General features: G+C 57.7%; 19 protein-coding genes and 1 tRNA gene. 6 read left to right on the top strand and 14 right to left on the bottom strand.

Annotation, left to right across the window (positions count from 1 at the left end; genetic code table 11):
• Positions 1-33: 33 nt before the first annotated feature.
• The 4 genes from CPA54_RS09205 to CPA54_RS02615 form a co-directional block, all read right to left on the bottom strand.
• Entirely contained in the window at positions 34-1137 is a 1104-nt protein-coding gene (locus tag CPA54_RS09205; RefSeq protein ID WP_249085483.1) for a site-specific integrase, read from the bottom strand.
• A gap of 214 nt (positions 1138-1351) precedes the next feature.
• A tRNA-Val gene (locus tag CPA54_RS02625) sits at positions 1352-1426 on the bottom strand.
• 89 nt (positions 1427-1515) lie between these two features.
• Complete coding sequence (locus tag CPA54_RS02620) at positions 1516-3405, bottom strand: hypothetical protein (RefSeq protein WP_249085482.1); 1890 nt, start codon at positions 3403-3405, stop codon at positions 1516-1518.
• A gap of 4 nt (positions 3406-3409) precedes the next feature.
• On the bottom strand, positions 3410-4360 hold the full coding sequence (locus tag CPA54_RS02615; protein ID WP_103765501.1) for a mitochondrial fission ELM1 family protein: 951 nt from the start codon (positions 4358-4360) through the stop codon (positions 3410-3412).
• A 68-nt stretch (positions 4361-4428) separates the two neighbouring features.
• On the opposite strand from CPA54_RS02615, the gene CPA54_RS02610 reads away from it, so the two are divergent.
• Positions 4429-5586, top strand: coding sequence for a DEAD/DEAH box helicase (locus CPA54_RS02610; protein ID WP_249085481.1), 1158 nt, complete (start codon positions 4429-4431; stop codon positions 5584-5586).
• 58 nt (positions 5587-5644) lie between these two features.
• Here the strand turns inward: CPA54_RS02610 and glyA are convergent, their stop codons facing one another.
• Positions 5645-6940, bottom strand: coding sequence for a serine hydroxymethyltransferase (glyA, locus tag CPA54_RS02605; RefSeq protein ID WP_081563108.1), 1296 nt, complete (start codon positions 6938-6940; stop codon positions 5645-5647).
• A 107-nt stretch (positions 6941-7047) separates the two neighbouring features.
• On the opposite strand from glyA, the gene CPA54_RS02600 reads away from it, so the two are divergent.
• From CPA54_RS02600 to CPA54_RS09170, 5 genes are all read left to right on the top strand, one after another.
• Positions 7048-8511 (top strand): APC family permease, encoded by a 1464-nt coding sequence (locus CPA54_RS02600; RefSeq protein WP_086431021.1) that lies wholly within the window; start codon positions 7048-7050, stop codon positions 8509-8511.
• A 101-nt stretch (positions 8512-8612) separates the two neighbouring features.
• Positions 8613-10055, top strand: a complete 1443-nt coding sequence (locus CPA54_RS02595) for an APC family permease (protein ID WP_043560304.1) — start codon at positions 8613-8615, stop codon at positions 10053-10055.
• A gap of 51 nt (positions 10056-10106) precedes the next feature.
• Entirely contained in the window at positions 10107-11552 is a 1446-nt protein-coding gene (locus tag CPA54_RS02590; RefSeq protein ID WP_081563106.1) for an amino acid permease, read from the top strand.
• 94 nt (positions 11553-11646) lie between these two features.
• Entirely contained in the window at positions 11647-12642 is a 996-nt protein-coding gene (hemB, locus tag CPA54_RS02585) for a porphobilinogen synthase (protein WP_043560310.1), read from the top strand.
• The gene (locus CPA54_RS09170; protein WP_349292449.1) at positions 12536-13033 is read left to right on the top strand and encodes a YraN family protein; all 498 of its coding nucleotides are present in this window, start codon (positions 12536-12538) and stop codon (positions 13031-13033) included. The genes hemB and CPA54_RS09170 overlap by 107 nt, the downstream gene beginning before the upstream one ends.
• 85 nt (positions 13034-13118) lie before the next feature.
• Here the strand turns inward: CPA54_RS09170 and CPA54_RS02575 are convergent, their stop codons facing one another.
• The 9 genes from CPA54_RS02575 to purB form a co-directional block, all read right to left on the bottom strand.
• Positions 13119-13436: a hypothetical protein gene (locus CPA54_RS02575; RefSeq protein WP_043560313.1), complete on the bottom strand. Its 318-nt coding sequence runs from the start codon at positions 13434-13436 to the stop codon at positions 13119-13121.
• A 152-nt stretch (positions 13437-13588) separates the two neighbouring features.
• Positions 13589-13924 carry a Grx4 family monothiol glutaredoxin gene (gene grxD / locus CPA54_RS02570; protein WP_043560315.1) on the bottom strand — a complete coding sequence of 112 codons (336 nt, stop codon included), beginning with the start codon at positions 13922-13924 and terminating at the stop codon, positions 13589-13591.
• Between the two features lie 18 nt (positions 13925-13942).
• Positions 13943-14170 (bottom strand): BolA/IbaG family iron-sulfur metabolism protein, encoded by a 228-nt coding sequence (locus CPA54_RS02565; RefSeq protein ID WP_081563465.1) that lies wholly within the window; start codon positions 14168-14170, stop codon positions 13943-13945.
• Between the two features lie 31 nt (positions 14171-14201).
• The gene (gene purL / locus CPA54_RS02560) at positions 14202-16445 is read right to left on the bottom strand and encodes a phosphoribosylformylglycinamidine synthase subunit PurL (protein ID WP_249085479.1); all 2244 of its coding nucleotides are present in this window, start codon (positions 16443-16445) and stop codon (positions 14202-14204) included.
• Positions 16445-17143: a phosphoribosylformylglycinamidine synthase subunit PurQ gene (gene purQ / locus CPA54_RS02555; RefSeq protein ID WP_043560318.1), complete on the bottom strand. Its 699-nt coding sequence runs from the start codon at positions 17141-17143 to the stop codon at positions 16445-16447. Before purQ ends, purL begins: the two co-directional genes overlap by 1 nt.
• A gap of 17 nt (positions 17144-17160) precedes the next feature.
• The gene (locus tag CPA54_RS02550; RefSeq protein WP_052349075.1) at positions 17161-17913 is read right to left on the bottom strand and encodes a Rap1a/Tai family immunity protein; all 753 of its coding nucleotides are present in this window, start codon (positions 17911-17913) and stop codon (positions 17161-17163) included.
• Complete coding sequence (purS, locus tag CPA54_RS02545; protein WP_043560321.1) at positions 17910-18152, bottom strand: phosphoribosylformylglycinamidine synthase subunit PurS; 243 nt, start codon at positions 18150-18152, stop codon at positions 17910-17912. The genes CPA54_RS02550 and purS overlap by 4 nt, the downstream gene beginning before the upstream one ends.
• Positions 18152-18913, bottom strand: a complete 762-nt coding sequence (purC, locus tag CPA54_RS02540) for a phosphoribosylaminoimidazolesuccinocarboxamide synthase (RefSeq protein ID WP_043560324.1) — start codon at positions 18911-18913, stop codon at positions 18152-18154. Before purC ends, purS begins: the two co-directional genes overlap by 1 nt.
• 107 nt (positions 18914-19020) lie before the next feature.
• Positions 19021-20352 (bottom strand): adenylosuccinate lyase, encoded by a 1332-nt coding sequence (gene purB, locus CPA54_RS02535; RefSeq protein ID WP_043560325.1) that lies wholly within the window; start codon positions 20350-20352, stop codon positions 19021-19023.
• Positions 20353-20554: the final 202 nt, after the last annotated feature.

Here is a 20554-nt window from a genome sequence, read left to right as displayed (position 1 = left end):
CAGTTTGTTGAAGAAATGGATGCGCATTCATGGTTATTCATGCTGAATGGCATTCCTGGACATGAGCATGGCTATGCTGTTGGTGCTTGTATGGGTATAACGGGCCAGGGAGGCATCATCCCGATGGCCGGTAACACGCTTGATGAGGGAAGTATTATGACCACAGAGGGCAGCAATCCGCGTTGTGGCCTCATGCCGGAGGTCATGCAGGCGGATGTCTTCCAGTCCGGCCTCTTTGGTCGCGCGCCTGAAGGCAAGGCTGTAACCATCCACTCTCGCATAGGCATTGAAGACCTTTTGGGAGGCAGTAACACGGCCTGCCTCCTCCCTGAGCCGTAACAGCAGGTCCCGCGCCTTGCCGGTCATGACACGAACCTGCCCGCCAAGTTCCTGGTCGTAATTCATCGTCTTGTGTTTGGGAAAGCGAATGGCGTGATTGTCAAAATCGACGTCGCCCCAGGTCATGTTGAAGGCCTCTGAGCGTCTTGTGCCCTGATGGAAGCAGAAACAGATCAGGGCTGCCGCATGTCTGGCTGTGGGGCCTTTGAAATGCCGGAGGATGAGGGTCAGCTCCTCGTCACTGACGCGGCGGCTCCGGCGCTTGTCGGCATTCTTGATATGGGCGACGTAATCTGAAGAAGCATAGTTGGTCAGCTCAGCATCGTGTTCGCGATTCAGAAAATTGATGGCAACTTCAATCAACCCGATCCGTTTGTTGATCGTTGCAGCACATAATCCCCTTTCCTTCATGCTCTCACGAAACTGGCGAATATGAACCGCGCGCAATGTGCCCAACTTGCACTGCACAAGGGGAAGATTTTTCCAGCGTTTGAGAAACGAGGAAATATGGGACACGTAACTGACTTTCCCCTGTTCGATATGATACTGCCCAAACTTTCTCAGAAGATCAGCCACTGTCCATTCGGCAAAGGGGGAAGACGAAGAAACAGTCTCCACAGGAACAGGATCAGGCGGTGAAACGACTGGCTGGCAAACACCTTGTGGAACGTCCTGAGACGCCTTTTGAACGGCTTGCCAAGCGATGGCGGCATCCAGGTTGGTGAAAATATCGGAACTGTCAGAAAAACTCCTCGCGAGACGCCGACCCTGGACGCTAACGCGCGCTTCTATGGTCACACTCCCTCGCAGGCGAAGCCCTGCATGTTTTTCCAGACGACGTTTCAGCTTCTTCCGAGCTGCCACGGACAGGGCAATAAAAGCCATCCAAGCTTCTCCCTGACCCACTCTTATGACCACAAAAACGGTTAAACCTAGGTCAAATTTGGGTCAATCGCTAAGAGATGCTCTGTCTCGGGATAGCGAAAAACGGCAGTTTTCTGGGGAAAAAGCGTGGTGGATGCGACAGGGATTGAACCTGTGACCCCTGCCGTGTGAAGGCAGTGCTCTACCGCTGAGCTACGCATCCGTCCCTTTGGATGAGCGCCTTATACCGCTCTCCCCTAACGCTTGCAAGAGCAATAAGGGAGAACGGTACAGATTATTTCAATAACCCTCTCAAAAACCAAACATGTGATCCAGAGAGAAACTCCCAACGCCATTCTCCAGCCCATGATACCCGAACAGACGGCAGGTCAGGTCCCGTATGAGAACATACCCCCCCTCTCCTGCCTTCTGTAACAGCTCCGCATCAAAAAGCTCATGAGGCTTCAGAAGCCAGGAACCGGAAGGCTGAATACTGATGGTCTCCTGCGCCACTTCAGCCCCATTGGCAGCGTGAAGATGCAGACAGGTCCTGGAAGGCTGACGCCCATCCCGCAGGGACGTGGGATAGATCAGATGGCAGAAGCTTTTCAGGGTAACACCATCAAGCTTCTGCCCCAGCTTCAGGAACAGCCGGGTGGTCAGGCCCGGCGGTGGACCTGCATAGGACTGCGGCTCATTCCGCCAGGTCATCATGGTGTTGAAAATATGCCCGCCAAAACTCGTCTCGGCAGCATGGTCTGTCCCGACATGACGGTAACGCATCAGCGCATGAGGCCAGCCATCCCCCTCACCCCCATCCCGGAAATCATAGACAAGCTCCGCATGGCCCGGCTGGTCCATCAGTTCATGCAGGGCCACGGCTCCCTGATGATTGCGGGGCAGATCACCCAGAAAATGGCTCCCACAGCTCTGACCGGCTTCATCAAACAGGTCCAGTCTCATCGGCAGGCTTTTCAGGGATTCCGACATGGGTGTCGGCTGGACGAAGCTCGTATAGATGGCCGGGTCCGGCACCGGAAAAGGCAGAACGAAACCACGCCCAAGCAACGGGGACATCGTGCGGATTGCCGGGTCCGGCAGCAGGTCGGCACGCTCAACATTCATATGGGCAATACGGGTCCGGCCCCTCTGCACAACCTCGTAGCGGGGCCGCACCAGATGCTGCCCGGAACGAAGTTCAAGCTGGGCTGGCCATTCCAGATCAGGAAACAACGCTCCCACATCAACAGCGACCGTCTCATAAGGTCCGATAACCTGCCTTACCGCACGATGCTCTTCCTCGCCCATCGGGTTCAGCGTGATCGCCCCTGACGGAATGGCCGTGCCATGACTGTTCTGTATCCAGAGGCGGACCGTCTCCTCGTCGTCTGGAGCTGGCAATGTGGCAAAGCGCATGGAAGGCCAGGCATTGGCATCATGGGTAACAGACAGGCTGGGATCACCATTCCGGCCAAAACTGTCCAGCGCATATTTCACGACATCATGGCCTTTCGCCCCGATGACATGAATGAAAAGCTGTCCAACAAAATCTGGCAGGCCAAACTGTTTCTTCACCGTGCGGCTGTCAATCACTACACCCGCATCAGCCTCTTCCACCTCCTCAAACCATTCAGCCAGAACGTGACCAGTAACATCAAAGAGCCGCAACCAATAGCGGATTGTTTCTGCACCATAATTCGACCAATAATTCGCCGTAACCAGCCTGGTGCTGAACTGTTCAGTCTCCCGGAAAAAGGCAAAATTGGTCGCAAAATTGCATTTGTCCAGATAAGGCCGCCGGTAAGGCAGAAATTTATCCGGCAACCGTGCATCCCCCAGAGTATGAAGAGGCTTCCCCCCGAGAAATCCCCCAAGACGGGACCGCATCCTGGCATCATCAAAAGACAGGACTAGGACCGCATCCGCATCAATCTCGGCAATGTGGACGACAGCCTTTTTCTGCCCGCCAAATCCATCAGGCTGCCCGACCTGCTCGCTATCATGCGTCAGGATGACGGAAGGCTGAAGAGCAGGATACAGCCCGCATACTGTCGGCAGGTACCCCTCCGGGTCATAAACGGCAAGAGAGCAGTGCTGAAGCGTCTGCTCCAGCTCTTTCATTCCCTCTACAACCAGAGGGTGAGACAAAGCCTTATAAAGGACGTTCCCCCCCTGCGGGCCAAATGTCTTGATATCCAGCATTGGGTCATCCTTCCTGATTGAACTGAATACGGCGATGTATTTCTTCTGCTGCCAGAGAAGTATCGTCAAGTCTTTTACAAGGATAAAACGAAACGTTTCTTAAAGAAGACTGCACACGTCCCTCTTTTTCAAGTATCTCGACGAACCTCTCAAGCCTTGAAGACCGGCCCTTCAATGGCAGAATACAGACAGGGCGATCCGTCGCCACTGCTTCGGAGATCATGGATACACTATCCTGCGTCACAGCCAGAGCATCAGCGCAGGCCAGCAGTCCCATATAAGGATTCTCATTCCCTTTTCCTTCCATCACGACACCCCCCAGAGGCATCAGGCGCTCCCGCAGCACCTCCAAAGCCTGCCGTGATGTCCGTCTGGATGGTGTCAGCACGCAGCGAACACCAGTCACCTGCATGAAACCGGCCAGCTTCTCCGACAGGACCGCAGCTTCGGCCTCTTCCAACCTGTACCGCCCATTGGAGCCACCCAGAAGCACCCCCAACACCTTTTCTGCCCCTGCCCGGATACGATCCTTCCACAGCTTGCCAGCTTCTTCCAGACGGGCCGGTGTAACATCATGCATGGCTGTACGGACTGAAAGCACATTCGGCCCCTCAAGCCGGTCATGCTGACTGGCCACGACAAGAGCAAAGGGAGAGAGTTTCACTCGTGGGTGCTGTATCTGCACTACTGGCAGACCGTACCGTTTTCCGAGAGCCGCCCCGGCCACGCCGCCCTTTCCACCCACGCTGATGATGAGACGGGTTGCAGAAGAAAGGCTGAATGGGGCAAAAAGACCCAGAGAATGCGGCCAGAAACGGACGGACAGACGTGAGACCAGCCTTCCCCTGTTGGTGATGACAGGATGGAACTCCCACGAAAAACCCGTCCGCTCTGCCAGCCCTCGCCCCTGGGATCTCATTCCGGCGAAATCTTCAGCTATGATGGCTGCATGCATTCCTGATCTCCTGCGGGTATGGTCCCGTGCATCACATCGACATCCCTCTTCTGGCAAGAACAGCATTCATGACACAAACAGATTTTACAGACCTCGGCCTTTCAGACGAGCTGGCACAGGCCGCCTGGAAAGCAGGCATGGCCAGACCAACCCCCATACAGCAGCAGGGCATCCCCCCCCTGCTGGCGGGGCGTGACGTTCTCCTGCCCGGCCAGACCGGCACGGGCAAGACGGCAGCTTTTGTCCTGCCCGCCCTCCAGAAACTGGCCAGCCTCAAACAGGACGGAACTGCCGGGTCCATTCCACGGGTCCTGATCCTAGAGCCAACCCGTGACCTCGCCATGCAGACAGCCGGGGTCTGCCGTCAGCTGGGCCGTCAACTTCCCCTTCGCACGCGGGTCATCTGTGGCGGCGTGCCCCGTGACCAGCAGGCACGCTCACTGGAACAGGGAGCCGACATCATCGTCGCCACGCATGGCCGTCTTCTGGACTTCGTGGAGAAAGGTGAACTGTCACTGGAACACATCATCTATCTGGTGTTGGATGAAGCCGACCGTCTTCTGGATGAAGAATTCTCCGCCAGCATGACGGCTCTCGTGCCCTACATCGCCGATCGGCCCCAGACCATCTTCTGCTCCGCCACGCTGCCGGAACCTGTCATGACACTGGCCAAACAGGTCACGAAAGACCCCGTGCGGGTGGAACCCGGCGAGGAAGAGGTCACGCCACGGCGCATCCGCCAGCAGGCCCTGTTCATCACCGAGGCGCAGAAAGACTCCCTGCTCCTGACACTTCTGGAACGGTCAGGAGCACAAGCCAAAGACGGAACGGGTCGAAGCATCATCTTCACGAAGACGAAGCAGAAAGCCGATTCCGTCGCAAAACTCCTGAGAAAAACCGGATACAGGGCCATTGCCCTGCATGGCGGGCAGACGCAGGGAGACCGCAAAAAGACTCTGGACCGCTACCAGAATCAGACCGGGTCCATCCTCGTGACAACGGACATTGCCGCCCGCGGACTTGATATTGACGACATCCAGCTCGTCGTGAACATGGACCTGCCCCAGACGCCAGAACTCTACATTCACCGCATCGGCCGGACAGCCCGTGCGGGAAAGCAGGGGCGGGCCGTCACGTTCGCCACGCTGGAAGAACGGACCCGCCTGCGGGATATTGAGAAGCACATCCAGTACCGCATCCGCATCATCACGACGGAAACGCTATAGAACGGCCTTCCTGCCGGGGGCTGACTGGCACGCCCTCCCCCGGCAGAACTGAACATGATCAGGCAGACGCACGATCATAGATCGGGAAGCGAGCACACAGCTCCTTCACATCCTTGCGGATACGCTCGAAGGTAGCGTCATCATTCTCATCAGCGCTCAGCACGGCATCAATCATGCGAGCCACCTGACGGAACTCTGCCTCACCGAAACCACGGGCCGTGGCGGCCGGGCTGCCCAGACGCACGCCAGAGGTGACGAACGGCTTTTCAGGATCGAACGGCACGGCATTCTTGTTGGCGGTGATGCCAGCACGTTCCATAAGGGCCTCGGCCTTCTTGCCGGTCACCTTCTTGGGGCGCAGGTCCACCAGCACAAGATGAGTATCCGTACCACCCGTCACGATATCGAACCCACATTTCAGCAGCTCGTCAGCCAGCGCACGGGCATTTGCCTGCACACGCTGCTGATATTCCTTGAACTCACCCTGCAGGGCCTCACCGAAAGCTACAGCCTTACCGGCGATGACGTGCATCAATGGGCCACCCTGGAGACCAGGGAACACCGCAGAGTTGATCTTCTTGGCGATCTCCGCATCGTTGGTCATGATGATGCCGCCACGGGGGCCACGCAGCGTCTTGTGTGTCGTGGAAGTCGTGATATCAGCGTGAGGAACCGGGCTGGGATAGAGGCCAGCCGCCACAAGCCCGGCGAAATGGGCCATGTCCACCATCAGATAGGCACCGACCTCATCAGCAATCTTGCGGAAACGGGGGAAGTCGATCACGCGGGGATAGGCCGAGCTGCCCGCCACGATGATGCGGGGTTTGTGCTCACGGGCCAGACGCTCCATCTCCTCGTAATCGAGCAGGCCGTCCTCGCCACGCACACCGTACTGCACAGCCTTGAACCATTTGCCGGAATAGTTCGGGGCTGCACCGTGGGTCAGGTGGCCACCGGCGGCAAGGCTCATGCCGAGGATGGTGTCACCCGGCTTTGCCAGTGCCATGAAGGCCGCCTGATTGGCATTGGCACCGGAATGGGGCTGGACATTGACGAATTCAGCACCGAAAAGTTTTTTCAGACGGTCGATGGCAAGATTCTCGACCTTGTCCACATCAACGCAGCCACCATAATAGCGGCGACCCGGCAGACCCTCGGCATATTTGTTGGTCAGGACGGACCCCTGAGCCTCCATTACGGCGAAAGACGCCATGTTCTCAGAAGCGATCAGCTCGATGCCATCCTGCTGGCGTTCAAGCTCGGCATTCAGGATCGCACTGACTTCATGATCCCTCTCCTTGAGGGGGGCATGAAAGAAAGAATGCAGACCGGCCTGATTGGTGCTTTTGGACATTGTCATCCATCTCCCGCAAAAAAACTCTTTTCTTTCTATAGGCGCGAGAGCTAAGCGCGTCTATCGTCGCAGGTTAATTACGTTTAAAAAATGCGAGAGACCCACCAATGACCTTGCCCTTCTGGCAGACCAAACAAGTCCCCCCTCCAGAAAGTCAGAACAGTGGACTGAAAAGGGTGTTCGGCCCCTGGCGTCTCATCGCCATGGGTGTTGGCGTCACCGTTGGCACGGGTCTCTTTTCCCTTACAGGCGTTGCTGCCGGACAGAATGCCGGCCCGGCAGTCATCATCTCTTTCCTCATCGCCGCCATCGCCGCCAGCTTCGCTGGGCTCTGCTATGCCGAGCTGGCCGGGATGCTGCCCTCCGGCGGGTCCGCCTATGCCTACGCCTACGCCGGACTGGGTGAAATTGTCGCCTGGATCATCGGCTGGGACCTGATTCTGGAATATACGGTCGGGGCGGCGGCCGTCGCCTCCAGTGCTTCGGGCTACATCGCCTCCCTGCTGAAGGGATGGAACATCATCATTGACCCGAGACTGCTTGCACCACCAATGACGGATGTCGTCATGCCGGATGGTCACACCGCCCATGCGTGGTGCAACGCACCGGGAATGTTGCTTCTCTTCATCATCACCCTGATGCTGATGCGGGGCACAAACTTCTCCGTCCGTCTCAACTCGCTGGTCGTGCTGGTAAAGATTCTCGTCATCGTCGGCCTGATCATCGTCTGCACGCCTTTTGTCGATACCAGCAATTTCCACCCCTTCATCCCGGCCAATACGGGGAAATTCGGAGAATTCGGGATCAGCGGCATCATGCGGGCTGCTGGCATGGCCTTTTTTGCCTATGTGGGCATCGACATCGTGTCCACCGCCGCACAGGACACGAAGAACCCCCAGCGCAACATGCCGATCGGCATTCTGGGGAGCCTGCTGACCTGTGCTGTCATCTATGTCGTTTTCTCCACCATCCTTCTTGGTGTGGTGGACTATCGTGCCCTCGCCCATGACCCCAGCCCCGTTGCCACGGCCATGGACAAGATTCATATGCCATGGATGGCCGTGCTGGTGAAAATCGGCATCACCTTCGGTTTCATCTCCGTGCTGTTCGGCCTGCTCATCGGGCAGAGCCGGATTGCCATGAACATGGCCGATGACGGCCTTCTGCCCCCCTTCCTTGCCAGACTGCACAAAGGCACCAGCACGCCCTGGACGGCCCATATCATCACTGCGGCAACGGCCGCCGTGCTGACGGGCTGCGTCCCCATCGCCACGTTGGGGGAGATGACCTCCATCGGCACCCTGCTCGCCTTCGTCATCGTCTGTGCCGGCGTGACGGCCCTGCGCTTCCGGGCACCGGAGGCACCACGCAGCTTCCAGGTGCCGGGCGGGCCGTTCGCCGTGCCCCTGCTGGGGATCATTTCCTGCGGGATCGTCATGGGATCCATGAGCCCGCTCACATGGATGCGTCTGATCCTCTGGCTGGCAGTCGGCTTCTGCGTCTATTTCGCTTATGGCATCAGGAAAAGTAGACTACGCAACAATTCTACAAAACAGGGTGGAAATTTATAATATTCTTCCATAGAAGAGAGATCACCCTGGATGCGGTTCCCCGCAAAGGATACCGCATCCGGGGCAGACCAGAAACGACCGGACATGAGATCTTCTTCCCCATGATGTCATCCCTGTGGCGCAAAAAGGCCATCACCTCTTCCACTCCTCCATCCACCGGACTGAAGCGCATCTTCGGGACGTGGCAGCTCATCGCCATTGGAGTGGGTGTAACCATAGGGGCCGGTCTTTTTTCCCTCACAGGTGTGGCAGCAGGACTTTATGCCGGCCCGGCCATTCCGCTCGCCTTCCTCATCGCTGCGGTTGCCGCCAGCTTTGCCGGTCTCTGCTATGCCGAACTGGCAGGCATGATCCCCTCTGGCGGATCGGCCTACTCCTACGCCTATGCCGCCCTCGGTGAATTCGTTGCCTGGGTCATCGGGTGGGACCTGATCCTTGAATATACCGTCAGCACGGCGGCCGTCGCCTCCAGCTGGTCCGGCTACATGACCTCCTTCCTCCGGGATTGGGGCATTGTCATCGATCCACGGCTCCTGAACCCGCCCATGACGCTGGTTGAACTGCCCGACGGCCACAAGGCCCATGCGTGGTTCAATGCTCCCTGCCTGTTCATCCTCTGGCTGGTCACCATCATGCTGACACGGGGCATGAAAGAATCCTCCTGGATGAATGCGCTCATCGTGGGCATCAAAATCTGCGTGCTGGTCGGCCTGACCGTTGCCTGCATCCCCTATGTCCAACTGGCACATTTTCATCCCTTCATCCCCCCCAACGGAGGACATTATGGGGATTTTGGCTTCAGTGGTGTCATGCGGGCAGCCGGGATGGCCTTTCTCGCCTATATCGGGTTCGACATCGTCTCCACGGCGGCGCAGGACACAAAGAACCCCCAGCGTTCCATGCCCTTCGCCATCCTGGGCAGCCAGATCATCTGTGCAACCGTCTATGTCATCGTATCGGCCGTGCTGGTTGGCGTGGTGGACTACCACCACTTCGCCCATGACCCCAGCCCCGTGGCTACCGTCATGGATGTCGTCAACATCCCGTGGCTCAGCCTGCTCATCAAAGGCGGCATCTGTCTGGGCTATGTGTCTGTCGTCTATGGCCTGCTGATGGGCCAGAGCCGCATCCTGATGAGCATGTCCCAGGATGGCCTGCTGCCCACCTTCTTCCGCCGGATGCACCCGAAAAGCCATACGCCGGTGCCCAGCCACATGCTCAGCTTCCTTGTCAGTGGCGTACTGGCCTGCTGCCTGCCCATCAATGTGCTGGCCAACATGGCATCCATCGGAACCCTGACAGCCTTCGTGATTGTCTGCGCAGGTGTCATCGCCCTGCGTTTCACATCTCCCGATGCGCCCCGCACCTTTCGCCTGCCCGGAGGGCCGCTTCTGATCCCCTGCCTGGGCATCATCTCCTGCGGCAGTGTCATGCTCTCCATGAGCCTGATCACATGGATGCGTCTAATTATCTGGTTGGTCATTGGTGCTGTCATCTATTTCGCTTATAGCATACGGCACAGTCATCTCAGGACGAACGGCTGAACGGCCGTCCTCCTGTTCTGGACGACACCGAAACATCGTGGAGCAAAGTACATGAGACGGCCTTTCTGGCGTACCAAACCAATATCCCAGGCGGCAGCCCCCGAAACAGGGCTACATCGTGTACTGGGGCCGTGGCAGCTGATTGCCCTGGGTGTTGGTGTCACTGTCGGTGCTGGCCTGTTCTCCATGACGGGCGTGGCCGCAGGGCAGTATGCCGGCCCTGCCGTGACGCTTTCCTTCATGATCGCCGCCATCGCCTGCGCTTTTGCCGGTCTCTGCTATGCCGAACTCGCCGGAATGATTCCCGAGGCCGGGTCCGCCTACACCTACGCCTATACCTCCATGGGGGAAGGTATCGCCTGGATCATCGGCTGGGATCTTATCCTGGAATATACGGTAAACGCTTCCACGGTAGCAGCCAGCTGGTCAGGCTATTTTGCCAGCCTGATGCATGAAATCGGCATTTCGCTGGATCCCCGCCTGCTGGCCCCTACCGGTGCCTCCATCATGACGTCGGACGGGCAGTTCGTCCGCGCCTGGTTCAATGCTCCTGCCGTCTTCATCATCTGTGCCGTCACCTGCCTGCTGATGTGTGGCACCAGGGGCTCCAGCAAGATCAACATGGCCATCGTGGCTCTCAAGCTGCTGATTATCGGAAGCGTGACGGTCATCTGCCTGCCACACATCAGCGCTGCCAACCTGCACCCTTTCATTCCGGCCAATACAGGGCAGTTCGGACAGTTCGGCGCAAGTGGCGTGATGCGGGCTGCGGGGCTCATTTTCTTCGCCTATATCGGTTTTGATATTGTCTCCACAGCGGCGCAGGACAGCCACAACCCCCAGCGCAACATCCCCCTGAGCGTATTGGGCAGCCTGGTGCTGGCCGCCGTCATCTACGCCATTTTTTCCTTTGTGATTGTCGGTGTCGTCAATTACCGGGCCATGCTGCATGACCCCAACCCGGTCGCCACGGTCCTGCACAGCCTGCATATCCCCTGGTTCTCTGCCCTGATAACCTTCGGCATAGCCTTGGGGTATATCTCCGTCATCTATGGGCTGCTCATGGGCCAAAGCCGCATCTGTCTCTCCATGGCCAGAGACGGCCTTCTTCCCTCCCTCTTCGAAACCCTGAACAGACGCAGCCGGACACCGTGGTCCTCACATATCATCACAGCCGTGGTGGCGAGCATTCTGGCAGCCTGCCTGCCCATCGACATCCTTGGCAAGATGACCTCCATCGGGACACTGCTCGCCTTCATCATTGTCTGTTTCGGTGTAATGGTCCTGCGCCTCCGTCAACCGAATGCAGTGCGTCGCTTCAAGACACCGGGGGGGCCATTCCTCGTCCCCATCCTCGGTATCCTGTCCTGCGGAACCGTCATGCTTTCCATGGACATCATGACATGGATCAGGCTGGCCCTCTGGCTCTTGGTCGGCCTTGGAATCTACGCCGTTTATGGTCTGCACCGCAGCCGCCTCAAACATACACACCACTGAAAGCCACCATCTCCTCCATGAAGCCACCCTCCTGCGAGGGTGGCTTTTTTTATGGGGTCTGGTCATACGGGATTTCAACAGGCATCATGCCTGCATGATGATACATTCTTTTCCCCACACCCGCCTGCGTCGCAATCGTCACGATGACGCCACACGCCGCCTTGTCAGCGAAACACACCTGCATGTCGATAATCTGATCTGGCCAATTTTTGTCTGTGAGGGCGAAAAACAGCGTCAGAAAGTACAGGCCATGCCGGGCGTGGAACGTGTGAGTCTCGATCTACTAGCGGAGCATGTCCGCCCCGCTGTCGAGCTGGGCATACCAGCTGTCGCTCTCTTCCCCGTTACGCCCATGGAAAAACGTGACGAGATGGGAACGGAAGCCCTGAACCCCAGCAACCTGATGTGCCGTGCTGCCCGGATACTGAAAGCCGCCTATCCCGGGCTTGCTCTCGTCGGGGATGTGGCTCTGGACCCCTACACCTCCCACGGGCATGATGGCCTAGTACGGGATGGACAGATTCTGAATGATGAGTCCGTTGAGGTTCTTCGCAAACAGGCCCTCAACCAGGCAGAGGCCGGCATCGACATCATTGCTCCCTCCGACATGATGGATGGGCGCGTCCGGGCCATCCGCTCCACTCTGGATGAAAATGGGTACCAGACAACCCGCATCATGGCCTATGCAGCCAAGTATGCATCTGCATTCTACGGTCCGTTCCGCAACGCTCTGGGCTCCGATGCCCTGCTCGGCGGAGACAAGAAAAGCTACCAGATGGACCCCGCCAATAGTGATGAAGCCCTGCGCGAAGTTGCCATGGACCTTGCAGAAGGGGCCGACATGATCATGGTCAAACCAGGGATGCCTTATCTGGACATCATCCGCCGGGTGCGTGACAGTTTTGCCGCACCGACATTCGCCTACCAGGTCTCCGGTGAATATTCCATGATCATGGCCGCCATTGAGAATGGCTGGCTGGACCGTGAGAAGACCATTCTGGAAAGTCTCATGGCCTTCCGTCGTGCCGGCTGCCACGGCATCCTCACCTATTTTGCTGTCGAAGCAGCCCGTCTGCTGCGTGCCCGCTAAACCATCTTCTCTCACCCCGCCTCCTCACCGCAGGAAGCGGGGTAGCTTGGCCTATCAGGCAGGTAAACAGGCTGAAGATGCTGCTGCAGAATTTCTGGCCAGACAAGGGTATACCCCCTTGGCAAGAAGGCTACGAACTCCCTGCGGAGAAATCGACCTCCTTGTCGCCAATGATGAGTGGCTTCTTGCCATTGAGGTCAAGCAACGCACAACCCTGAGCGAAGCCCGGTACGCTCTTTCGCCCCAACAGAGCCAACGCCTGCTCCGGGCTTTTGCCTTCATTCTCGAGACAAAACCAGACTGGCAGCGCCCCAATACCCGGCTGGATGTGCTGGTCATCGATAAGACGGGACGCATTGAACAGATAGAGGATGCCCTCCGTCTATACTGACCACTTCATCCGAACAAAAAGAAACCCCACAAAGGCCAATTCAGCCTGCGGGGTTTCCCATTTTCATGCTCACAGGGAGACAGGCTCACCCGCGGCGATGATGCGTATTCCGCTGATGCCTGCTGACAACATGGCCATGGAAAGCCACGGTCCGGACAGCAACAGCCCGATGATAATGTGAAGCGGCCAGACGGGTCGGCACAGCGCCACGTGCATGGAACGCTGCCCGACGGGCAACCGTCACATGATGAAAGGCCGATGGCGGGGCGATGAGCGCACTGAATGTCAGCTTGCTCGCCTCATGCTCTGTCAGGATACGATCTGCATGGGCAGAAGGAGCAGACGCCAGCCCCACAAACCCCAGAAGCCCAAAAAGAACCCCTCCCTTAAGGGATTTCACCATGTCATCAACCCTCCACCTTTACCCCAAGCCGCTACAACAGGGATGGACCTCATTCTACAAATAATGGGCAACTCTAATCACAACAGGATGAAGAAAGCAACGTTGGAAGCCTACGCTGACCTTTATTTAATGAGGACCATCCTGCTCTGAAATCAGTCCCCGTTTTTCAGCAGGCCCTTCTCTGCCAGAAGGCTCTCCAGCTCACCGCTCTGGTACATGTCCGTCACGATGTCACACCCGCCAATGAACTCACCCTTCACATAAAGCTGTGGAATTGTCGGCCACTGGGAAAAATCCTTGATACCCTGACGCATCTCCGGACTTTCCAGCACATTCTCCGTTTCAAAATCCACACCCACATGGGTAAGAATCTGCACAACACGAGCAGAGAACCCACATTGCGGAAACTGCTTGTCGCCCTTCATGAAGAGCATGACGGGATTCTTGTCCACCAGGGACTGGATGGTCTGAAAAACAGCCTCATTCATTTGATCATGTCCTCTCGATCAACCAGGAATACGTGTCTTGACGGCCAGAGCATGAAGCTCTGTTCCGACACGGTCCCCGAAAGCTTCATAAACCAGCTTGTGCTGCTTTACCCGTGGCACACCACGAAATGCCTCGCTGACGACCTCACAGGCAAAATGGTCGCCATCACCTGCGAGGTCTTCAACCACAATCTCGGCATCAGGAAAAGCAGCCCGGAGGGTCTTCTCTATCTCTTCTGCTGTCATCATGGCCGAAGCCTCCTTACTCTTCGTTTCCTCAGGATATTTCATCCAGATGCACGACCGGAGCATCCTCCTCTTTCTGCCCCATGAAACGGGGGAAGAAAGAGGCATGCTGCTTACGGAGATGTTCAACCGATACCGCCATGACGCCATCAAGCTTCAACACATCACCGCCGATACGGCCCAAGCGGGATACCGGTACACCAGCCGCCTGTGCAGCCTCCAGCACTGCATCAGCCTGCTTCGTGGCCAGTACATACCGGGCCTGATCCTCAGCAAACCAGTAGACATGCTCCGCCAGTCCGGCCGGTCCTTTTTCAAGGATGCATCCCCTCTCACCTGCCATGGCCATCTCAGCCAAAGCAACGATCAGGCCGCCGTCTGACACATCATGACAGGCTTCGACAAGACCTTTCTGGATCTGCTCACGCACGAAGTCGCCATTGCGCCGCTCTGCCGTAAAATCAACAGCCGGCGGGGCCCCTTCCTCACGACCCAGGATTTCCTTCAGCCAGATGGACTGACCCAGCTCCCCCCTGGTCTCACCAACCAGAAGAAGCTCACCGTCCTGCGGCATGGCCAGACCAACGGCCTTCCGGACATCATCCAGAACACCGACACCACCAATCACAGGAGCTGGCTGAATGGCCGTCACCGAACCATCATCACCACGGGTCTCATTATACAGGGAGACATTGCCGCTGACGACCGGGAAGTCCAGAGCACGCCCCGCATCGCCAATCCCCTTCACAGCCTCGACGAACTGCGCCATGATACGTGGATTTTCCGGGCTGGCAAAATTGAGATTGTCCGTCATGGCCAATGGTGTGGCACCTGTGGCTGTCAGGTTCCGCCACACTTCCAGCACGGCCTGAGCTCCCCCAACATACGGATCAGCCTGACCGTACCGTGGTGTGCAGTCGGTCGTCATGGCGAGAGCACGGTCAGTCCCTTCCACCCGGACGATGGCCGCATCAGCCCCACCGGGACGCTGGACAGTCTGCCCGCCCACGCCGCTGTCATACTGGTTCCATATCCATGCACGGGAGGCCCCATTGGCACCCGCCAGAAGGCGGCAGAGTCCTGCCTCTATTCCACATGGATCAGCAGGCGCCACCAGAGCAGGCTGCCGTTCATACACCACCGTAGGCCGGTCATAGATCGGAGCCTCATCGGCCAGCGGACCGAGAGGAATATCCGCTTCAACCTTTCCATTATGCCGCACGATGATGCGTCCACTGTCAGTCAGCTTTCCGACAATGGCAAAATCCAGTTCCCACTTCTCGAAAATCCGGCGAGCTTCTTCCGTTCTGTCAGGACGCAGCACCATGAGCATGCGTTCCTGACTCTCGGAAAGCATCATCTCATAGGCATGCATGTTGGGCTCACGCTGCGGGACATGATCCAGCTCCAGATCAATCCCGACACCACCCTTGCTGGCCATTTCCACGGCAGATGAAGTCAGGCCCGCTGCCCCCATGTCCTGAATGGAAATCACCGCATCGGTGGCCATCAGCTCCAGACACGCCTCCAGCAGAAGTTTCTCGGTGAAGGGATCCCCCACCTGCACGGTCGGACGTTTGGAGCTTGATTCGGAATCAAACTCCGCTGAAGACATGGTGGCACCATGAATCCCGTCACGCCCCGTCTTGGAGCCGACATAAACAACCGGATTACCTACACCTGCCGCAGCTGAAAGAAAGATACGGTCCTGCCGGGCAATCCCGACCGTCATCGCATTGACCAGCGGATTGCAGTTATAGGAAGAATGGAAGTTCACCTCACCGCCAACGGTCGGTACCCCCATGCAGTTGCCATAGCCACCAATACCGCGCACGACACCATCCACCACACGCTTGGTATCCTTGTGGGAGGCATCACCAAAGCGCAGGGCATTCAGGTTGGCTATGGGGCGGGCACCCATGGTGAACACATCACGCAGGATACCACCAACACCCGTTGCGGCTCCCTGATAGGGTTCAATGAATGACGGATGATTGTGACTTTCCATCTTGAAGACGGCGGCCAAGCCTTCTCCAATATCAATCACACCGGCATTCTCACCCGGACCGTGGATGACCCATGGAGCCTTGGTGGGCAATGTCTTGAGGTGAAGACGGGATGACTTGTAGGAACAGTGCTCCGACCACATGACGGAGAAAATGCCAAGCTCTGTCAGGCTCGGCGTCCGTCCCATGATGTTCAGCACCGTCTCATATTCGTCATCTTTCAGGCCGAAAGAGCGTGCAAGCTCGATATCAACAGGTGCTGCTGTCATCAGCCCAGTGCCTCCATGATCCCGTTAAAGAGCGGCAAGCCGTCCGTGCCGCCAAGGATCTCCTCTGTCAGATTTTCAGGGTGCGGCATGAGACCACAGACACGGCGGTTCTCACTCAGCACACCGGCAATGGACCGGGCACTGCCATTCATGTTTACGTGCTCGTCCCCGTCCTTCACCTGCCCCTCTGCGGTGCAGTAACGGAAAGCGACACGGCCTTCTCCCTCCAGACGGTCCAACACGTCTGGCGCAGCCGTGTAGTTGCCGTCCCCATGGGCCATGGGTGCACGGAAAACATCACCATGCTTCCAGCCAGACGTGAAGATGCTGTCACGGCCTTCAACCTTCAGGTGACAGTCCTGCGAGAGGAAGCGCATCCCCGCATTACGCAGGAGCGCCCCCGGCAACATCTGGGCTTCCGTCAGAATCTGGAAACCATTGCAGACACCAAGGACATAACCACCCTTCTCGGCGAACTGGCGCACGGCTTTCATGATCGGTGAATGAGCCCCCATGGCACCGCTACGGAGATAGTCCCCAAAGCTGAACCCACCGGGGAGGACGATCAGGTCAAACCCTTCGACACTATCCTGCTGATGCCAGAGCATCTGAGGTGTCCGGCCGGATACCACCCGGAAGGCCTGAGCCATGTCGCGCTCCCGATTGGTGCCCGGAAAAACGACGATACCTGTTTTCATTGACTGTCTACTGTCCTCTACTGAGCCGCTGGTGCCGAGGCGATGGGCCGTATCGTGGAAGAGCACGGATAGTTGTCATGCAGGGCCCGGTAGATGCCACGCCCGGCGGGTTCGTTCATGGCATCTTCATGACCAGCATACCACCCGACAACCAAAGCCCGGAGCTGGGCTCCCCGGATTTCCTTCGGGACACAGAAAGCCACCGGTGTATGGACTCCCTCGACCGTGGAATAATTGCGGGCCCAGACCTCACTGTCCATCGTTCCGGCCAGATAGCCGTCACAGGCGAGCAGGCCACTCTCATGCGTGCACATGGAGACGAGGCCACGTCCCGGCAGAGAAGAAATATTCTGCGCTTCAGCCCTCTGTTCAACATACATGCCGGCCATGCCCGTAGGGCAGGCATAGTTGGCATGAAGGGCCTGATAGACGGCCCGTCCGGCAGGCTGGGCGGCCACGCCATCATGACCAGCCAACCAGCCGACAACAAGCGACCGGACCTGAATACCCTTGATCCCCGCAGGCAGACAGAAAGCCGTCGCAGGGCGTGCCCCGACCAGAGCCCCAAAACTCTGCGACCAGGCAGCACCATCGACCACACCGGCCAGATAGGACCCGCAGGCAGCCCGCTTGGACTCTTTCTGGCAGAACTTTTCCAGCTCAGCGCCTGAAAGAGATGAAATACGCTGAGCGTGAGCCGCAGTCCCCAAGAACACGCATGCCATGCTGAAAAACAGGGCAAGCCCTGTCTGCCGAACAGACTTTTTCATCCAACCACCTCTACCCGAAAATCCTCAATCACCTCATTGGCCAGAAGAGCACGAGCCATTTCAGCTCCCTTCTCCTTGGCCGCCTCTGCACTGTCAGTCTTCACGCACAGATCCACCACACGGCTGATCCGCACATCAGATGCCCCCTCGAACCCGAGAGAATGCAACGCATGCTCTACTGCCTTGCCCTGCGGATCCAGCACACCGTCCTTCAGAGAAACAAACACCCTAACCTTCATCACACACTCTCCGCAGCTACGCTTTCAGCCTGGCCATGTTCCGGAAGGATACCCAGACGACGTGCCACTTCCTGATAGGCCTCACCGACGCCACCCATGTCCCGACGGAACCTGTCCTTGTCCATCTTCTCCTGTGTCCGGCTGTCCCACAGACGACAATTGTCTGGTGAAATCTCGTCAGCCAGGACTATCCTCATCTCGTCCCCCTGCCAGAGACGACCGAACTCCAGCTTGAAATCAATCAACGTGATCCCGACACCCGTAAACAGGCCGCATAGGAAGTCGTTCACCCGCAGGGCGAGGCTCTGGATTTCCTCAAGCTCCTGCGGATGCGCCCAGCCGAATGTGGCAATATGCTCTTCGGAAACCAGCGGGTCATTCAGCGCATCATTCTTGTAATAATATTCCACAAGGGTCCGGGACAGACGCTCACCTTCAGGCAGGGCAAAACGCTTGGAAAGGGACCCCGCCACAACATTGCGGACCACGACCTCCAGCGGAATGATCTCCACCTCCCGCACCAGCTGTTCGCGCATGTTCAGGCTGCGGATAAAGTGAGTGGGAATGCCCAGCTCCCCCAGACGCTGCATCAGATATTCGCTGATCCGGTTGTTGAGAACACCCTTGCCCGTAATGACGCCACTCTTGGCCCCATTGCCTGCCGTTGCATCATCCTTGAAGTACTGGACGACCGTTCCCGGCTCCGGCCCTTCAAAAATGATCTTGGCTTTTCCCTCATAAATCTGACGACGGCGAGCCATGTCATTCAATCCTTAATCGATGCACCTACAGGTCGTCCGGGCAGCCTAGCACAGCTGGACGCCCTTAGACGAGCCTGAGATCAGGCCGGCAGCTCCGGCCCTGCTGTTCAGCCAAAAACGCGGGCAAATATCTGGTCCACTGCACGGAGATGCCGTGCGGGATCCAGAGCATCATCAAGCACGGCCTTCTCGACCCGTCCGGCCACCTCGGGATCAGCCTCCAGATTTTCACGGAATGTCCGGCCTTCTGGCGTACCGAGCTTCGTCCATGTTGCCATGGCGGCACGCTGGACGATCCGGTAGGCATCCTCCCGGGAAATGCCAGCACGGGCCAGAACCAGCAGCACCTCGCCAGAGTGGACCACGCCACCAAGGCTTTCCACATTGGCAAGCATCTGGTCTGGATAGACCACCAGTTTCTCCATCATCCCGGACAGGCGGGCCAGGGCGAAGTCCAGCGTGACCGTCCCATCCGGGCAGATGTTCCGCTCCACAGAGGAATGGCTGATGTCACGCTCGTGCCACAGGGCCACATTCTCCAGCGCCGGAGTGACATAAGAGCGGATGAGACGGGCCAGGCCCGTCAGGTTTTCGGACAGGACCGGGTTCCGCTTGTGGGGCATGGCCGAGCTGCCCTTCTGCCCGGCATGGAAGAATTCTTCTGCCTCACGCACCTCAGAGCGCTGGAGATGCCGTACTTCCGTTGCCAGACGCTCGATCCCGCTGGCGATCACGCCCAGAGCGCAGAAAAAAGCCGCATGACGGTCACGGGGGATCACCTGCGTGGAGACAGCCTCCGCCTTCAGCCCCAGGTGATTGGCCACATATTCTTCCACCTCGGGAGAGATATGGGCATAGGTACCCACCGCACCGGAAATGGCACAGACGGCGATTTCCTCACGGGCCACCTCAAGACGGCGACGGTTGCGGGCAAACTCGGCATAATGCCCGGCCAGCTTCTGACCGAAGCTCATCGGTTCAGCATGGATGCCGTGACTGCGCCCGATGGTGACGGTATGTTTGTGCTCATGGGCACGCTTCTTCAGTGCAGCCAGAAGGATGTCCATGTCCTCCAGGAGAATATCGGCTGCCTGCGTCAGCTGCACGGCCAAACAGGTATCCAGGACATCAGAGGATGTCATGCCCATGTGGACAAAACGGCTCTCCGGTCCGACCTTTTCTGCCAGCCATGTCAGGAAGGCGATGACGTCATGGCGGGTTTCGGCTTCAATCTCATCAATCCGGGCCACATCAGCATCGGAGAATGCCGCCATGGCCTCATCACCCTTCGTGCGGATGATCCTGGCAGCTTCTTCCGGAATCTCCCCTCTCTTGGCAAGCGCCTCACAGGCCAGAGCCTCAATCTCGAACCAGATGCGGTAACGGTTGACCGGTGACCAGATGGCCGTCATCCGAGGACGCGAATAGCGGGGAACCATGACGTAACTCCTGCAGAAAAAGCAATCCAGCCCTGCTTACCCCAAACAGTACCCTCTTGCCAGAGCCGACAGCGAAAAGAGACCGGCTTTTACAGGAAGGAAAGCAGAACCGTCTTTATCAATCTTCTCCGGAGAAATCATTTTACTGCATCAGAAAACATTTCTGGCTATAATGGAGGGCCGACAAAGGCAGGCCGGACAC

It is taken from the genome of Parasaccharibacter sp. TMW2.1890 (assembly GCF_023337645.1).
GTDB lineage: Bacteria > Pseudomonadota > Alphaproteobacteria > Acetobacterales > Acetobacteraceae > Bombella > Bombella apis.
The sequence above is the reverse complement of the archived record's forward strand: the minus strand, read 5'-3'. Positions and strand labels throughout refer to the sequence as shown.

Coding starts and splice junctions, on each gene's coding strand:
- CPA54_RS02550 (WP_052349075.1), bottom strand. CDS start 17,913: ATGAAAAAGTCTGTTCGGCAGACAGGGCTTGCCCTGTTTTTCAGCATG.
- purB (WP_043560325.1), bottom strand. CDS start 20,352: ATGGTTCCCCGCTATTCGCGTCCTCGGATGACGGCCATCTGGTCACCG.
- hemB (WP_043560310.1), top strand. CDS start 11,647: ATGATGATACATTCTTTTCCCCACACCCGCCTGCGTCGCAATCGTCAC.
- CPA54_RS02565 (WP_081563465.1), bottom strand. CDS start 14,170: ATGACAGCAGAAGAGATAGAGAAGACCCTCCGGGCTGCTTTTCCTGAT.
- CPA54_RS02610 (WP_249085481.1), top strand. CDS start 4,429: ATGACACAAACAGATTTTACAGACCTCGGCCTTTCAGACGAGCTGGCA.
- CPA54_RS02615 (WP_103765501.1), bottom strand. CDS start 4,360: ATGCATGCAGCCATCATAGCTGAAGATTTCGCCGGAATGAGATCCCAG.
- purQ (WP_043560318.1), bottom strand. CDS start 17,143: ATGAAAACAGGTATCGTCGTTTTTCCGGGCACCAATCGGGAGCGCGAC.
- purL (WP_249085479.1), bottom strand. CDS start 16,445: ATGACAGCAGCACCTGTTGATATCGAGCTTGCACGCTCTTTCGGCCTG.
- CPA54_RS02575 (WP_043560313.1), bottom strand. CDS start 13,436: ATGGTGAAATCCCTTAAGGGAGGGGTTCTTTTTGGGCTTCTGGGGTTT.
- CPA54_RS02590 (WP_081563106.1), top strand. CDS start 10,107: ATGAGACGGCCTTTCTGGCGTACCAAACCAATATCCCAGGCGGCAGCC.
- CPA54_RS02620 (WP_249085482.1), bottom strand. CDS start 3,405: ATGCTGGATATCAAGACATTTGGCCCGCAGGGGGGGAACGTCCTTTAT.
- purC (WP_043560324.1), bottom strand. CDS start 18,913: ATGGCTCGCCGTCGTCAGATTTATGAGGGAAAAGCCAAGATCATTTTT.
- grxD (WP_043560315.1), bottom strand. CDS start 13,924: ATGAATGAGGCTGTTTTTCAGACCATCCAGTCCCTGGTGGACAAGAAT.
- CPA54_RS02600 (WP_086431021.1), top strand. CDS start 7,048: ATGACCTTGCCCTTCTGGCAGACCAAACAAGTCCCCCCTCCAGAAAGT.
- glyA (WP_081563108.1), bottom strand. CDS start 6,940: ATGTCCAAAAGCACCAATCAGGCCGGTCTGCATTCTTTCTTTCATGCC.
- CPA54_RS02595 (WP_043560304.1), top strand. CDS start 8,613: ATGATGTCATCCCTGTGGCGCAAAAAGGCCATCACCTCTTCCACTCCT.
- purS (WP_043560321.1), bottom strand. CDS start 18,152: ATGAAGGTTAGGGTGTTTGTTTCTCTGAAGGACGGTGTGCTGGATCCG.